Genomic DNA, 22,047 nt, shown 5'->3' on the forward strand with positions numbered 1-22,047 from the left:
TAAAAAATAGGGTAGGGGAGAAAGCCCCTAGCCCTGTAAAATTATTATTTTACTTGTTAAATATCATTATGTTACTTTTATACGTAACGGTATGAAACACGTTGTAATAAAAGGTTTTTCCCTGCTAAAGCATCAACTGGTACATCTGCATACACAGAAATCTGAACAAAGTTACCGCCTGCTAAGTGAGCGTTAGAGCCATCTTCCTTCGTATCATTTGCCAAACCTAAAATTTCTTTAGTTTTAGGTGTCTTTTCGATTTTGATAGCTTGATATTCTATATCTAAGCCATCAAATGTAGGGTTTGCTTCATTATTTGCCCATTTTGGTTCATTAACATCATCTGTTCTTCCTGCTTTAACAACTTTATAAATAAAACCATTTGCTTCTTTTGGTTGGACATAAGTGTTTAATGCTAAATCTTTTTTAGCAGACCAAACTTGGGCAGTAGAAGCATTTACGTTTGTTGTTGTTCCTGTTGTTCCTAAGTCTTTAACACCTGACCTATTTTTATCTTTAACACCACTTTTACCAACAGGCAAGAATTCTTGTTCATTTAGGCTATCTACACGAACATTAAACCAACAATCCATAACTGCTTGAACAATGTTTCCATTTTTACTTCCATCTCCACCATCTCGGTCACGAGTTGTAAATGTTACTTCTTCCATTTTAGAGCAGTCTTGTTTACCTGCTCGGTTATTCCAAATATAGAATACTTTAGTTGGTGACGGTGAGTCAGCATCTACAGTACCATAATTTACTGTGTAGTCTATTTTCTTAGAAAATTCATTTGTTCCTTCATACCATGATACCTCAGGCGGTGTTGTTGCCATAATTAAATTCCTACTCTCTAATCAATTTTTATTTTAATATTTACTGTCAGGTTGTAAGCGTCTGTTTTGATATTAGACACATTCAACCTGAAAACGTCATTTTCTTTAATCTTTATTGTTTTTAATCTGTGTAATCTATTATCTTTATGGCTTCCTGCATTAATAGAAACAGGTTTATCAATAATAGAAGACCAATTATCGAAATCTTTCGATAATTCTACATCTATCAAAGTATCAACAGTACCTTTTTTTGAGACAAATGCTTTAATATCTAAAAGCTCTCCGTTGTGAGGGAATACTACATGAGGGTCTTGGACACCTTGTATAATTTCCTGAGGGCAAATGAAAACGATAGTTCTATAATCTGTCTCACCACTAATGTCTTCCATTTTAATGTAGTGTTCTTTAGACATAAGACCATCATACTCATCAGTAGCTTTAGGGATATTACCACCTAATGCATCTATAGGAATCCAATCTTTGCCATTCCATCTATAGCGAATACCTGTATCATATACTTGAACAGTCCAACCAACTTGAGGGTAAGGGTATTTTTTAGCTATATCATCTTGTGTTTGTACATAAGGTTGATAGATTAATACAGTAGTCTCATAAGCGTCTTTGACTAGCTCGATGTATTGTAGTGCTTTATCATTTGTTTCAAGAACAATGTCTGTAGCATCTTTTGTTAAGTTTGTAGCGATAATCATATTCTCTAAAACTTCTTCAAAGTTTGCTGTTTGACCGATTAGTTCTTGAATCTGAGATTTTGCTTCTTCAATGATTTTGTATAATGTCTCTGTGCTATTAGTGCCATCATAGTGAATAATTCGATTAGAAGGGTATAGAATGACACCTCTACCTTTATACACAATAGAAACTGTCTCAGCTTCTCTGTCACCATTGAAGTAGACAAAACCATTTGTATAGTCACAATAGAACTCGTTTTTTCCTAAACTACTTTTTATAAACTTCTCGTAGTTTACTTCAAACATGTTTGCAATCCTTACTCGATACAATTCATCAGGAATCTCTAATAGAGCAATACGTTGATTTACTATACGAGTGATGTCTAGTCTATCAACGAAAGGGTCGCTAGGTGTTCCTTTTCGCCAAACGATATGAATAGGGTTGTTAAATTCTAAATAATTAATGGGTTGTTTTGTTACTGCCAAATTCTCACCTTCTTTATGAACCTATTGTTACAGTAGAACTAGTTCCACCATTAATTTTAGAGCTAGTTCCTGCATGTGTTGTGACAGTAGAACCATCAATAGCAACTGATTTACCATTGATGAAAACATTTCTACTATTGCCAACTGTTACTGTGCCTTGAGCGTTATTATGAGAACCACTAACATATGTGCCACCACTAGGTATGTTATATGTGTCATTCTCTGTTGTTTTATCACCTTGTACTATCGGTGCTTTTCCCTGAATAGTCACATTGGTAACTGTTGATACTGCTTTTCCTTTGACTGTTGCGCTAGTTTGTTTGTTCACATCTTTATAGATAGGTTTAGAATCCCAATCTATACACTGACCAAATTGATTCCATGTAACACAATAATCAGGAGTTTTACCTTGATATTCCTCAATGCTATAGGTGATATGGTCATTTGCAGTAGACTCCGCAATTGTAGCGTCTTGTAAAGCTATATTTGCCATATATAATCCTCCTAGTTTAAGCTAATCTTAGTTCCTTTGAGTTCTATACCACTTGCAGAAATCTTGATATAGTTGTTAGTATCAAAGCGAATCATTAGATTGTCATTTTCAAGTGAAATCCAAGAGTATTGACCAAACTGCATTTTAGCATCTTGACCTTTAACAACTCTGAAAAACTCATATAAATCAGTTTTTGCAACGAACTTTTTATCAGAGTGGAATCGAACTCCACCTTTAGATTCAAAGTAAACTGCCTGACCTGAATCATCTGTATCAGTTTCATTGAAGTAGAACTTAGTCATAACTCCATTAGGTGCGTCATATTCAATAGCAAACTTTTTATTGTCTTTGTAGATTTTTGCTTGCTCAGAACCACTACCATAACCTCTACCATTTCCTGCACCGAAAATCATAACAGGGAAGGATGTATCGCCTGTACCTTCAAAAGTGAACTCTAGTTTTGTTTTTTCACTATTTGAGAAAAAGGTATTAAATTTCATAAAGTTTTTAGCGATATGAATAATATCTTGTTTTGTGTTGCCTTTACCAAGTGTTTTCAGACTGTTAACTGTTAAGTCAGAGATATATGAACCATCAATATCTTCAATCATTTCATCGTCATCACCCATGATGTATAACTTTTTAGCAAATAGTGAGCCATCAGTATCAACCCAAAATCTATCTTCGCCACTCTTAGTTTTAATTCTAATAGCGTCATTGGCATTTAAGAAGATGTCAGCGTTATCGCCATAGATTGTAATACCTTCTTGGTGGTCAAAAACAATTTTCTCACCTAAATTACCGTCAACAATTTTAAGGTTGTGAGTAGTAATGTCTTTCGCATAAAGTCTACCATCCAAACCAACCCAAAACTTTCTATCTCCATTAACTGTGATTTTAATACCATCATTAGCATTAAGGTAGATTATAGCACCGTTGTTGTCACCTTTAATTGTGATTCCTTTATACCAATCAAAAGTGATTTTTTCGTTCATATGAGCGTCTACAATGCGTAGATTTTTAGTTACAAGACCTTCTGCAATCAATGTGCCATCATCCCATAAAGGGTCATTTAACGAAGCGTAGAGCTTCTTAACCCATTTCCCAAGCTCCCATTTCTCAAGAGCAAGACCGTTGGTAGCATTAAGGTAAGCACGATACCTTCCATCATTTCTGACAGCTACGAAACCTTGTTTACCAATCATAAGGTTGTTATAGTAGCTTCCCATATTAATACCTGAATAGAAAATCGAATCCTCTATAGCTTGCTTAAGCTTTGTTGATGCATCATGATAGTCTCTAAATACTTGAATAAAGTAACCTCTATCAGCAATCTCACTCGTTGTTTCCATCAGAGGGTGTTTTTGGTCAATCTCAAGAAATTCATCTCTAATGATACCTTTTTTAGTAATAGGGAGGAATTGAGATAGGTAGTTTACAAGAGCTGTATATTTTTCAATGAGGTCTTTTGTGCTGTATCTCTCAATATCAGATATTGTAGTAGGGAATCTACCTTCATCTTGATTCCATGCTTCATCAAAGTCTGTTTCATTGTCTCTTTCACTTTTATTATATTTGTCAGCGTGTTTGAGAAGGGCTTTGTAGTCGGCGTGTATGCGGTGCAATTCTGTAGTAATCTGTAGTTTTTCAAGAGTTGTTAGTTTTCCGTCAGCAACAATTTTATCGAATATACTTACATCAAAGAAATTGTTCTCTGCGTCTAGGATAAGGTCGCCAACATTATTAACAATCTTAATTCCTTCCGCAACCATAGCTTTCGTATAAAGTGTTCCGTCATGGTTAGCCCACATAACTTTTTGCCAATCATCATTTTTCCATCTTGAGATAGCGAAGCCAACACAGTCAGTTACTTCGATTTTTGTTACAGTGTTCCACGATTTTAAACCGAAACATTCTCCTGTTTCTTGGCGAATAATATTATCAAATTGATCTCGAAGGTTTTCAGAAACAAGACCAAGCCACATAACTTCTTTACCATCTGCATTGTAGATAGTAGTCCGAGAGCCTTGAGTTTTCCAAGCTCCTGATTCATCTTCGATATATAAATTAACACCTGAGATAAGTTTGCCGAAGATGTATTCACCCCAAATACCGTCTTTTGAAATTGCGTGTTTCCATGTGTTACCACGGTCATTTGTGATAGCCAAGAAGCCGTTTTGTATAACCAACCAACTATCAGGATCGTCAAGCGATTTAACGATGATACCACGCTCTGAGATAGTTATTTGTTGGTCATAGCCTGCTAGGACAGCATTTTTTAATGAGTCCCACTTATTGTTGATAATTTCATTGATTTTACCGTTGTTTTCTTTCGATAGATTCCAACCATCTTTGTCCATCGACACGATAGTAGAAGTGAGGTCTGCTTTATTTAGCAAGTCCATCAACAATGCGCTACCATCTTTGAGGTCTTTCTCGTTAGCGATAGTTAAAGAGATTTCAAAATTCTCAAAGTCATAATTGATTTCAATGATTTTTGCTAGAATATTAACTTTGAGCCTATCGTATCGTATTCTGATACTGTCACCTAAGCCTAACTTATCCCAATCATTTTGACACTCTATAACTGAGAGGAAGTCAATAATGCTTACAGTTAATTGAATCTTTGGTTCTTGACTTTGTTTGAAGATTGTTTTAGCTTCTTTCATCAAATCTTCGGGGTGGGTGATAGAGTCATTTGTATACTCTTGGACGATGATAAAGTTTTGTAGCTCTGCGTATTCATCATTAGTGAAGTTAATAGAAGGTTTAAGTTTATCTAAGTGGACTTGCTTTTCACGCTCTGCATCTTGTACATCGAATCTAGCATTGTCAACAACTGCTTTTTGTTTAGATTCTTCAATCTCTTTTGCTCTAAGTAATTCAATTACCTCAGCATGTCTTTCAGTTCCATCTTTAGTACCTCTGTCGTTATATCCATCTTTACCCCAAAGACTCTTATCAGTTTGGAAATCAGCTAAAAGAACATCCCTTTCATCTTCTAGTAGCATTCTTTCTACTGTTATTTTAGAAAGTCTATCAGATTCAATAGTAAGGATTGCTTGTAGAGCTTCTATTTTCTTAGAGATAGTTTCGAAGTCACTTTCTAAGCTTTTCACTAAATCTTCATACTTCGTTAGTGCAATACATAAGTTATCACTCATGTAGTCTGAGCTTTTAATAACTCTTTTGTTTTCTTTATCATACTCAAATGGATACATATAAAAAGAGAAGTCCTGTATATAGTCTTCTCCTAGTGGGTTTATTTTTCTGAATGTTAGGCCCTCTGAACCAAATGCTCTTAGGCGAGTAACTGTTGTGCTACTATCAACTGATAGGTCAAAGCTTTCTAAGTATTTACCATCACGAATGTAAAAGCCTTTATTTAATCCTACATTCTCAGCTTTGTGGAACTCGATTACTAAATCCTCAGTGTTCCATTTGATTATAGCATTCCATTTAGTCGCAATGTCATACATAACTTCTAATAGGGACATAGAGCTTACATTGTATTTTCTTTCTGCTGTTTCAGAAGTAGTGAAGTAGTTGTCAACATAACCGACAGTCCAACGTTTAATAGGCACTTCTAACAAGCTACCGTAAACATCTTCAAGAACACCATCTGCAACATCTTTTAAGTTACCAACTTTTTCGTATTCACGAACATTTTTATCGCCTAATTGAACACCTAACGAGTAAGCTCTATACTCAATATAATCTTCATCACCATATCCTTTATTAGACTCATTGAAAAGAAAATATTCAGTCATATTACCAACAACATACTTAAAAATATATCGGTGCTTAATACGCTCGATATTTGGGTTATCCATAGGAACTTCATCTTTAATAATGATTGTTGGAATTTTGAATGAAAGCTCATTAACTGTACTTAACTTTGTGTAGTATTGTACATCATAGGCTTCATTAATTTTTGCGATAGTACTTTTGTTTGGTTTACATAAAAAAAGACTTTTCTTAGGTAGTTTTAGGTTATAATCAATTTCACCTATCTTCACTGTCATTCCTCCTGATTATTCTTGTAGTAGTATTGCTTTGTGTCTAAAATCAAGGTCAAAATCACCCTCAGATGTGATATAGTTGCTTCCTTGAATTAGCTCTAAGTATTCATCATTGTGTGAATCATACCTATAAACACCGTTAACTTGATTGCTTGAAACAATTTCCTCATTCTCACAATCAATATATACTTCTTCGTTGTTATTAAGGTCTTTAAACTCAACTCTTTGACCTGTTGTAAAGTTAATAATTGCAATATTTCCTTTACCGTTTTTCTTTCTTATCCATAACTTAGGTTTGATAGGGAAGTCACCTGTATTCTCTAAGAAACCATATGGTTTTAGATTCATTTTAAAGGATTGTAAATAAGGCTTAATTGATTCATTATCAGCAACCATGACTATCTGAAATTGGATATATAAACCTTTTAAAATATATTCATCTAAGAGGTCATAAGAAGTTATATACATTCTTTTCCAATCAGTCCATTCATTCTTATCATAGGAAATTCTAAAATAGTATTCTACTGTTTGGTTGTGAATGTTGATTAGTGTCTCTTTGATATTCGCAATATATTTATCTAAGTCATTTGAAATGAAGAAAGGAGGGGAGGTATAAATACCTCTAGGAACACTCAATCTTGACCAATTAGTCATAATATCACTCAACCTTACCGAATGGTCTAAATTCTGAGGAAGTGCCAACTTGTTTCCACTTAATATTTACTTCTTTTCGCCATGTAACAGAATTGTCAACGAATGTAGTTCCTGCTGAAATGCCTGACCATGTAGGTTCGCTTGTATCTGATAAACCTTCTGTTACACAAATATAGTAATATAACTTACTACCATTTGTAGGGAAGACTACATCATTAACTTTGTAGTTGTAATCAGGAAACCATTTATTACCGATAGCATCATAAAACTCAGCGCCATTTTCAACAAGGAAAGTAGGGGTATTAACCATGCTTTTTCCTGCTGTCACACATTGATAGATATTTCCGTTATCAGGTAGTGCTTTGACTTCTTGACCTACAGTGTATTTAACGTTTGGTTTCCAATTGGGAGCATGTTTACCTTCACGAATATTTACCCAACCAACATAACTACCGACTACAGGATTCTCATTCCAAATAATCTTTCCTTTTTCAACCTTTTTTCCATCAGCAAGGTTATTAGGTGAGCTTGTTGATTCTCTTAAATACTTTTCGATAGCTGAAAAATTTTTACCATAGTTAACAATCGTTTCTTTTATATCATCATTATCAAATGTGGAATTAGTAGTAATATCTAGTCCTAATCCACCATTAGTTTTTTCCATTAAGTTATTCCTCCCCAATTACTAGTAGTTGCATAGACATTTCCCCATGTTGAAAGGGTAGTGTCTATTGTTAAACCATTAGATGTAATTTGCATATTACTCATATCTCCCAAGAAGAAATTTGAATCATCTAATACAACACTTGTGCCAACGTTAATATCACGAAGTTCAATGTTTTCTTTTATTTGCTCAAATGAGTAGCTGTAAGGGGAATCACATCTAATATTTAATTCAATATATCCTTCATTTAATCCATTGTGAAATAGTTGACTATCACCCTCGAACATTGCATAAAACACTCTATTTGGGTTTGAATCAAATACCAATGGCTTATAATGTGGTTGGAAGAACCAACGAGCTAATCTTCTTAGTGTGTCTTTGTTTTCCCAATCTGCAATAGCAAAAGACAAACTAAAAGAGAGTGGTTCATGTTCCACTCTCTGAAAGTAAGGTTTTTCACGATTTGCTATTTTTTTCTCGATGATTTGTCTGTTAGGGAGGAAGTTTTCTTCGAATAGACCATCGTCACTCCAAGCAATAAAAACTCCCATATCCTCAGACGAAATACCATCATACATAAACTGTATTGATTGTTTCATTTATCGTTTTCCTTTCTCTCTTAATAGTCTGTTTTTAATTTGGTCGCCCAATTTATCAATATCGCTCTTAGTTCCATTGAACTTATCAATATTGACATGAACAACAGTTGAGTTATCTGTTGATGTTGGTGTACTAACTGTGCTTACCTTTGGTTGAGTAGGGAGGGCGATTGCACCGTTGATAGTTCGCATTACATTGTCCATGATAGAAGAAATGCGTAACATGCGTTCTGTGTCAACAGGGTTAAATATAAGCTCATTTTGGTGAAGAAGGGCTAGTTTTCCACCCTTACCATCTGTACCACCTGTAGAACCAAAGCTCGTAGTCATACCACCTGTGTCAGCACCAGTAAAGTCATTAGTGATATTTCGTCTTAATCCATCTGCATATCCAGTAAGAATTGAACGAAGCTCAGGGAAGCTAACAACACCTGCGTTATCCATCATATACTGACCTAGCTCTGCTTGTTGTTTTCCTGAGAGCTTACTGAACGCTTGGTCATAGCTTGTGCTTGCTGAAACTAAAGAAAGGTTACTTCTTCCTGACTGTGCAATTTTATCAGAAGTTCCTTTTAGTGCATCTTTTTTAGCTTGGCTATTTGCCTTAGGAACAAGTGTTTCTCTCATGTATTTTGCAAGCATAACTTGTTTATCACCATGAGATAAGACCTTTCCTGCCGACGCTGTTTTACCAAACTCTTTGATGTAGTCTAAATACTCTTGAGTCATGAAGCCACTTGCATCAGAGTTATTTTGGAAGTAATTACCGATACTAGATATTTGCTCTTTTGACATTGAATCAAAAATAGAACCTAATGATTGGTTTGCGTTGTAAGTAGAATCTTCTGCTCTACCTTCTTTAGCAAGTTTATCAGCTTTGTCTTTGATGTTTTTAATTCTAACTGCATCTTTTGTAGGGTCAAGTGAACCTGCGATTTTTTCATTCATGAACTTAGCTAAAATAACCTTCATATCAGCTTCGCTAAGACTCTTGCCTTTGCTGGCGTTTTCTGCTGTTTGGTTAGTATTAGGAATCTTACTGCCATAGTTGCCTGTTACCTTGTTTGCTAAGTTATTAACCTTTTCAATTCCATCTTCAACTTTTTTAATTTCCTTTAACATTCTATCCATTTCGTTGATTACGTTTTCACGAATAGACCTACCAACAACTTTCCATGTACCATCGAATCTATCTTCAAGGTCAGGTAAACTAGCTTTAAGTTCATCAGTATATTTAGTGTATAGCTCTTTAACTTTATCATAGTGACCTTTTGAAGCTTCTTTTCTAATCTTATTGAACGTAGCTTCGTCATTAAGCAAGTCTTGATAATGTTTTTCCCAATATTCTCTTTGTCTGTTAAGAGACTTTAGAACATCTTCTGAGTATTTGTCTTCTTTTTCTTTTAAGTCTTCAATGTTTTCAGTTTTTTTATCTAATAAATCGTCAAGCTGTTGTTCACGAAGGTCTTTCTCATATTGATACTTTTCTTCTGCGATTTGCTTTTCAATTTCCGCAATTTGTTTTTGCAGTTCTTCTTTTTCTTTTATACCTTCGTAAGTATTTACGTTGGATAGAAGATTAAGTTTGTTTTGCAATTCTTGTTTTTGAATATTAAGTTCATCAAGTTTATTACCATGACTTCTATCTCTATCAGCATCATCAATCCCTCTGCGTTTAGCATCAATGATTTTTCTATAAGCTTCAAGTTCATCGTCATATTGCTTGATTACTTTTTCGTGGCGTTCTTCCTCAGCTTTAACGAGCTTGTCAAGAGCGTCCATTTGAATATCCTGAGCTTCTTTTATAGCGTCTTTTAAAGTGTCTATAAGCTGTTCTGCAAGGTCTTTACGCTTTTCCTTATTGCTTTCTTCAATTGTTTTTGTGAAGTCTTTGATGGCTTTCTCAGTTTCATAAATTTGATTTGCAACCCCTGCATAGGCTAGTTTGTTTTCTTCAAGTTGTTCTTCAAGTTCTTGAAGCTTTTCTGAGCCAAAGTCTAAGCCTTTCATTGCTTTTTCAGTATCCAAGCCTTTTTGCTCAAGCTCTCCATATTTTTCTTTAAGCTTTTCTAATTCAAACTCAAGAGCTTCTTTATATTCGCCTGAACCTTCTTCCATAGAACCTCTAAGTAATTGAGAGTAACTGATTTCAAAATCAATATCATCAATTTTAAGGTCATGAGAAATAGAAACAGCTTGAACCATTTCGAAGTTTACTTGATGCAAAGCTTGATTAACTTCAACTAGTTCTTTCTTTAATTCACTTGCTCTTTGTGTAAGCTCCTGATACATTTCAACTGTAAGATTGCCTTTGCCTAACACTTTGTTAATATAGTCAAGCTCTTGTTTCATAGCTGTTAGCTGACCTTTACGAGTGTTAGCCATGATTCCAAGTGTTTTAGTGTAACGCTCACTTGTTTTATCAAGCGCCTGAATCTTAACTTCTTCCCACTCAAGAGTTTTGGAATAATCATCCATTTTCTTGTCGAAGCCTGCTAATTTCCCGCTAATGATTTGATTGTAGTATTCCTTGATTTGATTTTGAGACTCCAACATTTGTTGTTGTATCTCAAGTCTTTTATCAAGTAGCTCGTCTTGTTGTATGTCAGTTAATCCACCTAAGTCATACATTTTTTGAATATATGCGTATTCATCTTGATAGCTTTTCAGCTTTCGTTGTTCCGCAGTATATTGTTTGTTAACGCTGTTTTCGTACTCTTTGTTGTACTCAAGCATGTTTTTTTGAAGCTCTGCTTGTTTAGCAATACCTAAGTCTTCAATATCTCTATTTCGTTTGTAAGATTCCATTTGAGACTTGATAGCTTTGAAGTCATTTTCTTGCATTCTATCATTATTAGCCATTATAGTTTGTCTAATAGATTCTGATTCAGATTGCGCTCTAGCGTAATCATCATTGCCTGAACCACCACCTGCTGTAGCTCCTGAGCCTGCATGAGTGTTGTAAGCGTTGTTTGCATAATTAACTCTGTTGTTGTGTCCTTTGCTACCTGCTTTTTCTCCACTACGCTCATAAAGAATATTGAAGTTTGAAGCATGTTCTGTAGCAGTTAGTGTTCTGTTTAATGAGTGTAGGGCTTGTTTTTCCTTACCTTGAAGCTCTTTCCACATGAAGTCTAACTGCGTTCCTAAATCGTTTGCACTAGTGCCTTTGCTCTTTGCGAAAGAGTTAAGTTCTGATAGTCTGCTACCTCGCCACTGTGCAATACCAAAAGCGCTACCCTCAGCGTTTCTACCTGCTGTAGAGCTAAAGCTAGATTCTTGTTGAATATTCCCCATAATCCCTGCAACAGCACTATCGCTAAGTCCTTTAGATTTAAAGAAGTTCCAAACTGTGGCTTGTGCTGAACTACCTGAGCTAACTGAACTAGCTTTTGTTTGAGAATACGTTTGAACGCCACTACGAGCGCTTTGAGCGTAGCTAGTTGGGTCAATCCAAGTGTTACCTTGTTTAACTCCATAGTGAAGGTGAGAGCCATCACCGCCTTTACCTTTGACAACATTACCTGTGTTACCGATAGTACCAAGCTTAGTACCAACATCAACAACATCACCAATTGCAACAGCGATACTATCTAAGTGAGCATAGAAGTGTTTAAGACCATTAGAATCCATAACATAAACATAGTTGCCTGAAACACTGTCGCTTCCTTTTGCTACTACTTTTCCTTTGACATTGGATTGTAATAAATCACCGATTGCTCCATCAATGTCGATGCCTTTGTGGTTGTCTGCTCGTGTAGCCCAATTAGAGGTAATCTTACCTGACCAACCTTTTGGCGTAACATTTCCAAACGTAGTATAGCTTGAGCCACTAGAAGTACCTTGAACACCTGATAGGTCTTTTAATTTTTGGTTAAGTAGGTCATTTTGTTGTTGAATTAATCTGTTTTCATCTGCAAGAGCTTGTCGATACTGTTTAGAGTAAGTAGGATATTTCTTTTGTCTGCTTTCAACTTCTTTTAAAGCTGTGTTAATCTTCTCTAATGTTAGAGCATACTTTTTAGAAACTTTATCTAACTCTGATGTTTCTTTGGTAGCTTCTTTTGTAGAGCTACTAGCTTTATCACTAGATTTAGAGTATTTATTATTAATAGTGCTAAGGTCATTAATAGTTGAGTTAATACCTGCCATAGCTTCATCAAGCTCTGCCACTTTGCTATTATATTCATAGATTTGTTTCATCATTCCAGTGGCAAATTGTAAAGATAATTCTCCTTTGCTTACCTTTTCCATGATTTTGCCATTAGTGTCTAAATTCCGTTCCCTGTATTTTGCCATTACAGCGTCTAGTGCTATTAGCTCTTGTTTCATGTTGTCAATACGAGCTATAGAACCAAGAGCAGAATCGTAAGTTGCGCTTTCTTCTGAATTGTATTTTTCTTCTGCCATATTGTTATATGATTCACGAAGAACTTCATTCATCTTGTTCTCAGCTATAATATTGTCAATTCGAAGCTTACCATTTCTAACTTGGTGAGGGTAGAGTGCTGTAAGCTTTTTAGTAGCTTCTGATAGTATATTGTTTTCTCTAGTTGATAAACTAGTTGCATTTGTAAGGCGATTGTAAACACCAACTAAATCATTTGTTTCTGTGATTTGTTTTTCAGTAACACCAAGTAACTGCTCTCCTAGAGATTCGAAACTTTTGATTGATGCAACATAGTCATTCATTGTTTTAGTAGCTTCATCGGTTGTTTCAACACCCTCAGCAATTTTTTTAAGGCGCTCCTCAGCTTGCTCTTTTGATAATCCATCAGTTTTCATAAGCTCTTTAACAGCTTTTTCATGGTCAATAGTTGAGGTAGTTAAATCATTAAGAGTCTTTTCCATCTCCTCGTATTCAACAGATTTTTTGTCGAAACCTGAATCGACCATAGCCTGTAGAATTTTCTCTTTGATGCTGTCCATTGCTCCACCAAACTTGGCTTCAAGCTCTTTGGCATCAGTGATACCACTGTTTTTTACATCATTGATGGTTTTTGCAAGCTCATTGAAGTTTTCCTCAACACCTGAGTTTTTTTGTTGCAATACATCTGTGATTACTTTACTAAAGTCGTTTAGACCATCCTCAGTTTCAGATAGATTAATAACACTAACAGCAACATCTTCGAATACTTCCTGACCTTCTTTAGAGAAGTCACCGAAAGTTTTTAATGTGCTGTTTAAGTCTGCTTCAACACCTGTTTTAAGAACACCCATACCTGTAAGAATATCATTTTGAGCTTGCAGAAGAAGCTTATGATGTTCTTGTAACCCTTTTTTAATAGTGTCTAGTTGTCCAAGTTCTTGACTGCTGTAGTTAAGTTCATTTTTCTTGCTTATGGCAAGATTTACTTTGTCGATTGCTAAAGCAACATCGTCAATGCTTTTTAAAGAGTTTTGGAAAAATCCTTCTTCAATTTGGAATCCACTTCCGAAACCTTTTCCAAGTTCTGCATATTTCTTTTCAAAACCTTCTAGTTGACTTGCGAAGTTATAAGCTATTTCTAAACTATCTTCTTCATCGCCTTTAGCGCTCTTAATAATTTTTCTAGCTGTCTTTTCTGACTTTTCTCGTTCCTCTTTAGCTTTTTCTTCATTAAGTTGCTTTTGAATTTCAAGCTCTTGCTGTAGAATTTCAATTTTAGTTTTTGCTTGTGTAGCAGAAATGAGGACTTTATTACCATATTCATCTTCACCTTTAACTAAATCAGGCATTAATTTACCTAGTTCATTTTGAGTGTCAAGTAATTCTTTATACTTTGTAGAATCTAGTTCTTTTCCTACGCTATTTAAATTTCTGCTTTCTTTTGAAAGATTGTCATATTTAACTAATAAACTATCAATGGCTTTTTCATTATCAGCGTATGATTTTATTTCTTGCTCATTTTTAGCTCTAAGTTCTTCCTTAGCTTTGTTAGCTTCCACATAACAAGCAGTAAAAAACTGAATAGCATAGCCTGCTACCATACCAGTAGCACCGAGACCACCAAAAGCCAAAGATAATATATTAGCAGCTTTAGATCCTTTGTTCGATGCTTCTGTTGCTTCGTTGTTTGCACCTTTAAAATTTGCGTATGCTTCTTTTGTTGAAGTAATTGCTTCGCGAATCTCTAAAATTTTAGCTCCGCCGTCTGAGAGTAGTTTTTCCAAACTGGTATCTTCAGACGTATTTTTTTTCAAGTCAGTCACTTTAGTATTAATATCTACAAGAATAGAGCGGAGTTCTTTAAGTGCTCCAATAGTTCCATTAAAGTCAGTAGGAGGTGACGGTATTTCTTTTACATTAGAAGGGGCTTCTTTAACAGTAGCTTGTACTGCTTTTGAGCTAACGACAGGTGTAACATTTGCGACAACATCAATTTTGAACTTCGGTAAAGACATTTTATTAATCTGTTCTGAAATGCGTAGCTTCGTTTTTTCAACATCAAGCTCCATAACAGTTTTAAGACCTTGTAGTTCTTTCGTTTCAACAGTGTCTTTAATATGATTAAATGCGCCTTTAGCAAGTTCTAGTTTTACTTTTACCTTAGCGAAAATAATTTGTTCTAGGCTTTTATTAATGTTTTGGACACTAGCCTTTTTTTCTAGAATAAGCTCAATTGGTTTTTGGTTTACTTTAACAGTCTCTATAAATTTGTTAATATTAGCTTTAGATTGTTGATAATTCACACCAAAAGAAATATGTAGTGGTTGCACCTCAATTTTCTTTAAAGCACTTTTGACTGTAGTTTGGGTTGCTTGTTCATTTACATAGAAAATCAAAGATTTCTTAGCTTGTTTTTGGTTGTTTAGGAAAGTTTGAATGTTTGCTTTACTTTGTCCAACTGCAACATCAAAACTAAGGTTAATGTTTTTATTTTTATGCTTGTCTAAAAATGTTTTGATGTTTTTATTAGATGCACCAACATTTACACCAAAAGTTAGTTTTTTATCTTTCATTTCTTTAGATAAGAATGTATCAATCCTTTTTTTGGATTTATCTTTATCAATATCTAACGAAACCAAAAACTTTACTTCGTTATTTGTAATACTCAAAATGTTTAGCTCCTTCTTTATTCGTCGTTGTGCAACTATTTTGTTGCAGTCTAAAACCCTCAAGTAAACCCCTAACCGAAATAGGGTAGGGATGTAATTCAAAGTATTAGAAAATATCATCTAGTTCATCTGAATCATCTTTTATAACATAGATAGATGTTGTTTCAGTAGAGATGTGATTTAAAAGCACCTTAGCTTTATTAATGTCTTTTCCTTCTTCAACTACTAAGTGTGTCGCTCTTGAGCGTCTAAGTGCGTGAGGTGTAAGTTTATAACCTAAGATGTTATTGAACTTATTAGTAAACCACGCATTGAAAGCGTCGGGACTAAGTTCTTTTGTTTCACCATTCTTAAACTTACGAACGAAAACATACGGGTTATCATCTTCACCACGAAATTCAAGCCATTTTAAAACAGCTTGTCTAGCTTCTTCGCTATACATCAGTTTGATCGGTTTACCAACCTTACCTTTACCTTTACCACGAACTTGAGGTGTTGCGTAAAAGTCTTTGTTCTTTACCTTAGGCATATCAAAGAACTCTTTTTTCATCTGAGCAATTTCTGCTCTACGTGCGCCTGTGCTGTAGCTTAATAAGAAGTAGGCAATCATTTGATACTCACCTTCTTTTTCAAGCTCTGCAATAAGCCTGTCAATATCTTCTTTCGCTACAATATTCTTTTCTCTCACAAGCTGTTTAGGAGGGGAGGGAATAGCCTTGTTGAAGATATTTCTAAATTCAGGGTAGTCTTCGCCATAATAAAGTTCAATATAGTTACAAAGTGAGCTTACTGCTGATCGTTTGAACTTAACAGCATTAGAAGATAACTCTAATGACATTAAGTGATTCTGATAATCTAAAGCGTGTCTTGCTTTTAATTTGTGGATAGGGCGGTTGTCAAATTCATCTTTAACATATCTCACAAAGATTTTTAATGCGCTTGTATATTGTTTAAGTGTTTTATCTGATAGATGTTGTTGTTTCAAGAACTTATCAACAATCTTTCTATTCCACTCATTACATTCAAGCCATTCTTCAGTAGTTACAGGAGGTATTTTAATTGCCATTTTCTCACCTCCTTCAATTGTTGATACCTTGCTCTAAAGCATTTTTAAGGTGTTTGTTATAAGTAGTTTTATCTAGCTTTTCTGCTGTTGCGTTTGCAAATGGTCTAGGTTCAGCCCATTTTTCATCAGGGTTATACCAACCATTCTCAGAATTGCTAGAGGTGTGCTGTACATCACTACCATTTTCGATTAGCTCTGAAATAAAATAGCCATCCATTGAATCACTAGTGAGGTTTTCAAAGTCAGAAGCGAAGGTATTTCCATTAAGTTTATGTTTTGTAAATACCATATTTCTAGCGTCAGAAAGACCGCCAGCATCATATCTAGGCTCATAATAGTCATAGACTTCTGTGTAAACAGAATCTACCATTGCGTGTCTAAACACGTTTAGAACTTGTGGGCTTTTAATGGTTTCCTTCACTTTACCTTGAACATATTTTTCCAAATCCTTGATATTACTGAATGTAGGCAATTACATCACCCTAACTTATTTAAAATCTCCTTTTGTTTCCAATGCTTCATTAATTGCTTCTTGAGCCAATACAGCTTTTTCAGCAACCTTGTTTACACGTTCGATTACTTCTCCAACCTGATTTTGGTCAAAAATTTCATCAAAGAAAAGGTCAAATAAACCAATCTTCATTAATGCTTCCATTGCCATAATCTTTTCTTCGAACGTGTCACCGATTTCATTTTTAAAGTGAGAGAAGTGTTTAATAATAAGCAATAGCTCATATTTAATTAGTTGTTCTTCACTTTCAAAGAAACTGTATTCTTTTTCGATTGCGTACTGCATATCGTTGAATAGCTCAAGAGTTAGCTTCTCAACTTGAGTGCGGTCAAAGTATTCGTTATATTTAACTGTTTTTTTAGTCTCAGGGTCAACTACGAACGTAGACATTACATCTACTTTCTTAGATTCTGCTAGAATATCTTTTAATTTAATTGGTGACTGTCTTTTTGCTGTCATGGTAAAATCTCCTTTTTATCGGTTAATAGTTTAGAAATAAAAAGGGGAGAGGTTGACCTCTCGCCCTAGTTTTTATAACATATTATTATTTTTCTTATTTACGTGGTTTAAGCAGGATTGAACCCATTTCATCAGCACCCTTAGGGTTAATTACTGCGAAATTGATTTCAGGTGTGTAAACATTACCGTTCTCTAATGAAATGTCAAACTCACCACTAGGGATTGTTTCAGGGAAATCAAATAGAATATCTGCTTTTACTTTTGCAGTGTCTAAGTCATAAGCAATTGTTTTCATTTCTACTCTGTATTTTCCTGCGAACTTAGTAGAATCAATAGAAATTCTTTGACCTTCTACTTCCTCTTGATAGAATACATGTAACTCTTGTCCTGCTTTGAACGTGCCTGTAGCTCCTGCTAAATCAACAGCTTTCTTAGTTTTGTCTGTTAAAGAAACAACAACATTTAAAGTCTCTTGCGTACCATCAGGTAGTTCAACTTGTGCTTTAGTTCCTACGATAGCACCATCAGGTAATACGATTTCGTTTGCAGAAGTGGCGCTGTCTACAACAACAATACCTTTAGTATTTGCTGTGAATCGACCTTTACTGTTTTCTTCTACAGCTACACCTTGAGTCATTGCCCAATACTCAATATCTGCTACTGCTGAACGCATTGCTAAATCAATTGCTTTGTCAGTACGAATTTTGTATAGTTTTTTGTTACCGATACCACCTTTAAGGTCTTCTTCTGAGATAGAGCCTTTGATACCTGCTAACTGCGCTTCCGCGTTTAGTACCACTTTACCTGTTTCTAGGTCAGTGATTGTTACATCTGCTGTGTCTTGAATTACGATTTTACCCATTGAGTAAATTCCTCCATTTATTTATATTGTGTATGAGCTACATTTGAAGTAGCCCACCAAATTTCTTGTCAAATTCATTCTTAGATATTACATCATCTTCTAATTTGAATAAGTCAATATGCTTATTCCAAGATTCAATGTTTACCTTCTCTGCAACGGTGGCAAATAGGGTAGATGTCTGATAGTTATAGATAGCTCCAACACGAGCATAAATAGCGTAAACTTGAAAAATGTTCATTCTACATACATCATCAAAACTGTTACTTGTACTTGCGACAATAGAAGTAACAATATCAACAAATGTCTGCTCCTGTGAGGATTGTTGTTTAAATCTTCTAGAGCGTTCAATAGCTCTTTGAATTTCTTCGTTAGGAGAAACCTTGTCTTCTGTGATTACATTCATATCCATAATCAATCTTCTGACAAAGTGAAAACTCTCACTAGATTCAAAGATTATTTCGTATTGTATTTCTTCATTTCCATCAAACACTAATTGAAAAATCTTCAAATAAGCATTTAACAACTGTCGTGTACTAAGAACAATCTCTAATAGGTCTGCTTCCTTGATTTCCATTAAGGCTTTTAAACTTGATTCATCTGCCATAGCTTCTTTAAGTTGATTCCTATAGTTGTAGTAGATGTGTAGAGAGTTTTGAGCGATAAGATTTATCTCAGCAGCATGACTAAGATATTCTCGATAGGTTAAAAATCTGATAGAACCAAATTTTGTATTTACTGTTTCACCGAAAATAAATAAATTCTTATCGTAGTCTAAATTTTCAATGTGGTGCATTATTTCTTACTCACACTCATTGTGTATTGATGTAAGAAGCGTCTATAATGTGTTGGTGCTTCACGAGGGTTGCCTGCTTTGTATTCGAGCTTACCAAAGCCTGCAATACGCTCTAACGCTATCAGCTCATTAATCCTGTCAGATATTCGAGATATTCTTAAATCTCTGTCAAATGATTCATGAATAAAAATGTCAATGTTAACCTCTTGTTGTGCTACTAGATAGCTTTCAATTACAGGTCTACGTCTACCTTCGTAAATGTAAATCTTGCATAGTTTATTTTCTATTAGGTCAGAGGTTTTTTCGCCTAAAACAACTCTCTCGTCAACTAGTTTCCAATAATCATCACTTTCAATGTCTACTAAGTTTGGTAACTCAGGGTCAAGTGGGTCGGGATGGTAGTTTTCTTGAGTGTCAAATCCTTTAGGCTCATATTTTAATAATCTCATTAGTTCTTCATCAGTGATTAAAATTTGATATATGTTTGAGAAGAACTCTACTGTTGAACTTTGTTTAATCATGTTATTGGAATCCTTTGCAGCTGGACTTCAATGTAACCAATACTGTTAATACAGCAACTTGATACTTATACTCATATATGGTTACAGTTGAGTTAATTTCAGGAATGTGATTTTCTAAGGTAGTTTTACAATAACTGAACCATTAGGAAAATCTACGCCCATAAAAAGGTCTAATGTCATTTACGATACTAGGGATTGGTAATGTTTCCTGCATATCAATAAAAACATAAGATAGGGAAGGAGAATCTAAGATATAGTTCACCATTTGTCTTTTTGTGGAATTTTATAAGTCATAAATTGTGTTATCATTAGCTCGAACCCTTTTTCTATAAGCGCTGAACATTACATTATTCCTGTTCTAGTTTTTTAATTTGTTTTTCAATCGTGTCAATAGTTCCAAACACTTTGCTTTTAATGAATGGTTTATTGTCCTCTTTAATACACTCTTTAAGCAATCCATTAAGAATAGCATGAGTTTGAACAATCCATGCGCCATCATATTCAGATGTGATTTCTTTTACGTTATGAACCTCAAAAATAACTGAATTTATGTGGTCAGGTAGCGTAGAAACACCTTCCTCATATAGTGGCAAAATCTTAAAGATAGAGCCTTTTAATGAGTGCATATAGTTTAAATAATCTAATTTTGCAATCATTGTGTGTTATCCTTTGATATTAAATAATTCTATTACATAAGCAACGCTATATGAGTCCTTAAGAAGCGGGGGGAGTTGATTTCATTGAAATTAGCTCAGCTAAAGTAATGTATTGAACAACGCTAAATTTAGCTCATTCAAACTTTTCGCTAGTGCGACTGGGAGATTAAAACTAAATTTGTAGTTGCTAATCGAAAAACGATTAAATCATTACGATTAATTTCTAGTCGTTTTTTAGATCTAGCAGTAGTTTTTGTAATTTATGCTTCTTTTACAGCTTTCGCATATGAACCAACGATTTCAGCTATATCATTAGAAGCTTCTTTGAAGCCTACTTCATAACCTTCGTCATATGCTTCTTCAATAGCTGTTTCTAACGTGCTTGCAATTAGCTGTGATACGACAATATGAAAGGCTTGCTTAGGTTCAGTGCCGATTTCAATTAAATTTTCGAAAGCTTCATATGTTGTACATACTTGACATTTTGTTTCTTCCATTGTTCTCATGCTCCTTAATACTTGATATAGAATGTAGCCTTACGACCATTTCTATCAAGCCATAGTAGTTTTTGATGTGCCTTAGAAAGTAGGCGACTGTCTTTTGAATAGTTGTTCGTTCCGGCGAAACCACCATTTACTATTAGGTCTACGCCATGAATCTCATTCTCGAAATTCTTGTGAATATGACCTGCGAAAACAGCAGTAGGGAACTTTTGAATCATCATTGTTAGGTCTTGAATCACTTTGCTATAGTTATCTAAGTGACCATGAACACCGAAGTAAGTTCTACCTAAGATTGTTGCTACTATGATTTCGCTGTCATACTTGTTGTCCATCATAGTAACATTCGGCAAGTTTTCTAAACGAGCTCCCATATACCATGTGACAAAATCATGAAAACTTTCAGTCTTAATTTCCTCCTCTTTGCGAGAAGAAATTCTGTCATGATTACCTTTGACACTGTAAACTTTAACTTTTTCAAAGTAGTTTGCTAGAATAGCAACAAGTCTAGCCAACGCTTCTGCTACTGACTTAGTTTGCTCAACTGCTGTTTCTGTTTCACCAATCTTAGTAAGGCGGTGTAGATTGCCCTCAATTAAATCACCTAATTGCATGATATGAAGCTCTCTGGCTCCAGTTAACTCTTGATAAGCTATTATTTCATTAATTGTTTGTTCAATGCGTTCATAGAACACTTTTTCATTAAATGTGTTCCAATGGTTATCTGTTACCATTCCTTTGTGAAGGTCTGATAACATTAAAGTAAGAGATGTGTCACCATTATATTTAACATCTGCTTTCTTGTAGTTAAGTGGTCTAGCGTAGTTGATTTCATCTTTAATAGAGTCAATCAGCTTTTTAAGCAAATTATCCAATCTTGCTTCGTGGCGTAAAAATTGTTTGTACTCACGCTTTTGGTCTTGAACTTGCATTTTAGCAATCTCAAGCTCTTTAATTTTGTCGTTTAATTCTTCTAGTTCTTCAGAGGTATTAGCGCTCTGCTTAATAGCGTAATCTTTACCTTGTTTGAAAGCTTTATACCATTTGCGATAATATGATTCACCGAAATTAAGTTTAAGCTCTTTGTTAAGAAGGTCACTAATACCTTCCCATGTAAGACCAAGAAGCTTTTTGTTCTCACAGATTCGATACTTGTATTCTTCAACGATTTCATTAGGAAGTTGTTTAGTATTCATCT

At 34.8% G+C, this 22,047-nt stretch carries 17 protein-coding genes; all 17 read right to left on the reverse strand.

The features are described 5' to 3' along the window. Positions 1 to 77: 77 nt before the first annotated feature. On the reverse strand, positions 78 to 836 hold the full coding sequence (locus tag ACIPKN_RS07290) for a hypothetical protein (RefSeq protein ID WP_400934633.1): 759 nt from the start codon (positions 834 to 836) through the stop codon (positions 78 to 80). Positions 837 to 853: 17 nt separating this feature from the next. Next, on the reverse strand, positions 854 to 2,011 hold the full coding sequence (locus ACIPKN_RS07295; protein ID WP_400934635.1) for a hypothetical protein: 1,158 nt from the start codon (positions 2,009 to 2,011) through the stop codon (positions 854 to 856). Positions 2,012 to 2,024: 13 nt separating this feature from the next. Then, positions 2,025 to 2,504 carry a PAAR domain-containing protein gene (locus tag ACIPKN_RS07300; RefSeq protein WP_400934637.1) on the reverse strand — a complete coding sequence of 160 codons (480 nt, stop codon included), beginning with the start codon at positions 2,502 to 2,504 and terminating at the stop codon, positions 2,025 to 2,027. 11 nt (positions 2,505 to 2,515) lie between these two features. Then, positions 2,516 to 6,523: a phage tail protein gene (locus ACIPKN_RS07305; protein ID WP_400934639.1), complete on the reverse strand. Its 4,008-nt coding sequence runs from the start codon at positions 6,521 to 6,523 to the stop codon at positions 2,516 to 2,518. Between the two features lie 15 nt (positions 6,524 to 6,538). After that, positions 6,539 to 7,180, reverse strand: coding sequence for a hypothetical protein (locus tag ACIPKN_RS07310; protein WP_400934641.1), 642 nt, complete (start codon positions 7,178 to 7,180; stop codon positions 6,539 to 6,541). A 4-nt stretch (positions 7,181 to 7,184) separates the two neighbouring features. Beyond that, positions 7,185 to 7,844 carry a hypothetical protein gene (locus tag ACIPKN_RS07315; RefSeq protein WP_400934643.1) on the reverse strand — a complete coding sequence of 220 codons (660 nt, stop codon included), beginning with the start codon at positions 7,842 to 7,844 and terminating at the stop codon, positions 7,185 to 7,187. Next, a complete protein-coding gene (locus tag ACIPKN_RS07320; RefSeq protein ID WP_400934644.1) occupies positions 7,844 to 8,443 on the reverse strand; it encodes a distal tail protein Dit in 600 nt (199 codons plus the stop codon). Before ACIPKN_RS07320 ends, ACIPKN_RS07315 begins: the two co-directional genes overlap by 1 nt. Beyond that, positions 8,444 to 15,481, reverse strand: coding sequence for a phage tail tip lysozyme (locus ACIPKN_RS07325; protein WP_400934645.1), 7,038 nt, complete (start codon positions 15,479 to 15,481; stop codon positions 8,444 to 8,446). It abuts the gene before it with no gap. Between the two features lie 106 nt (positions 15,482 to 15,587). Beyond that, positions 15,588 to 16,547, reverse strand: a complete 960-nt coding sequence (locus ACIPKN_RS07330; RefSeq protein WP_400934647.1) for a tyrosine-type recombinase/integrase — start codon at positions 16,545 to 16,547, stop codon at positions 15,588 to 15,590. Positions 16,548 to 16,560: 13 nt separating this feature from the next. Next, positions 16,561 to 17,019, reverse strand: coding sequence for a hypothetical protein (locus ACIPKN_RS07335; RefSeq protein WP_400934648.1), 459 nt, complete (start codon positions 17,017 to 17,019; stop codon positions 16,561 to 16,563). A gap of 15 nt (positions 17,020 to 17,034) precedes the next feature. Further along, a complete protein-coding gene (locus ACIPKN_RS07340; RefSeq protein ID WP_400934649.1) occupies positions 17,035 to 17,517 on the reverse strand; it encodes a hypothetical protein in 483 nt (160 codons plus the stop codon). A gap of 94 nt (positions 17,518 to 17,611) precedes the next feature. Further along, positions 17,612 to 18,379, reverse strand: coding sequence for a hypothetical protein (locus ACIPKN_RS07345; protein WP_400934651.1), 768 nt, complete (start codon positions 18,377 to 18,379; stop codon positions 17,612 to 17,614). 37 nt (positions 18,380 to 18,416) lie between these two features. Beyond that, positions 18,417 to 19,172, reverse strand: coding sequence for a hypothetical protein (locus tag ACIPKN_RS07350; RefSeq protein ID WP_400934653.1), 756 nt, complete (start codon positions 19,170 to 19,172; stop codon positions 18,417 to 18,419). Continuing rightward, positions 19,172 to 19,693, reverse strand: a complete 522-nt coding sequence (locus ACIPKN_RS07355) for a hypothetical protein (protein ID WP_400934654.1) — start codon at positions 19,691 to 19,693, stop codon at positions 19,172 to 19,174. The genes ACIPKN_RS07350 and ACIPKN_RS07355 overlap by 1 nt, the downstream gene beginning before the upstream one ends. Positions 19,694 to 20,040: 347 nt before the next feature. Beyond that, complete coding sequence (locus tag ACIPKN_RS07360) at positions 20,041 to 20,349, reverse strand: hypothetical protein (RefSeq protein ID WP_400934655.1); 309 nt, start codon at positions 20,347 to 20,349, stop codon at positions 20,041 to 20,043. 260 nt (positions 20,350 to 20,609) lie between these two features. Then, entirely contained in the window at positions 20,610 to 20,846 is a 237-nt protein-coding gene (locus ACIPKN_RS07365; RefSeq protein ID WP_132359709.1) for a hypothetical protein, read from the reverse strand. A gap of 14 nt (positions 20,847 to 20,860) precedes the next feature. Then, entirely contained in the window at positions 20,861 to 22,045 is a 1,185-nt protein-coding gene (locus tag ACIPKN_RS07370; protein WP_400934657.1) for a metallophosphoesterase, read from the reverse strand. Positions 22,046 to 22,047: the final 2 nt, after the last annotated feature.

Origin of the sequence: Lysinibacillus sp. NPDC086135 (assembly GCF_044746345.1) — a bacterium.
GTDB lineage: Bacteria > Bacillota > Bacilli > Bacillales_A > Planococcaceae > Lysinibacillus.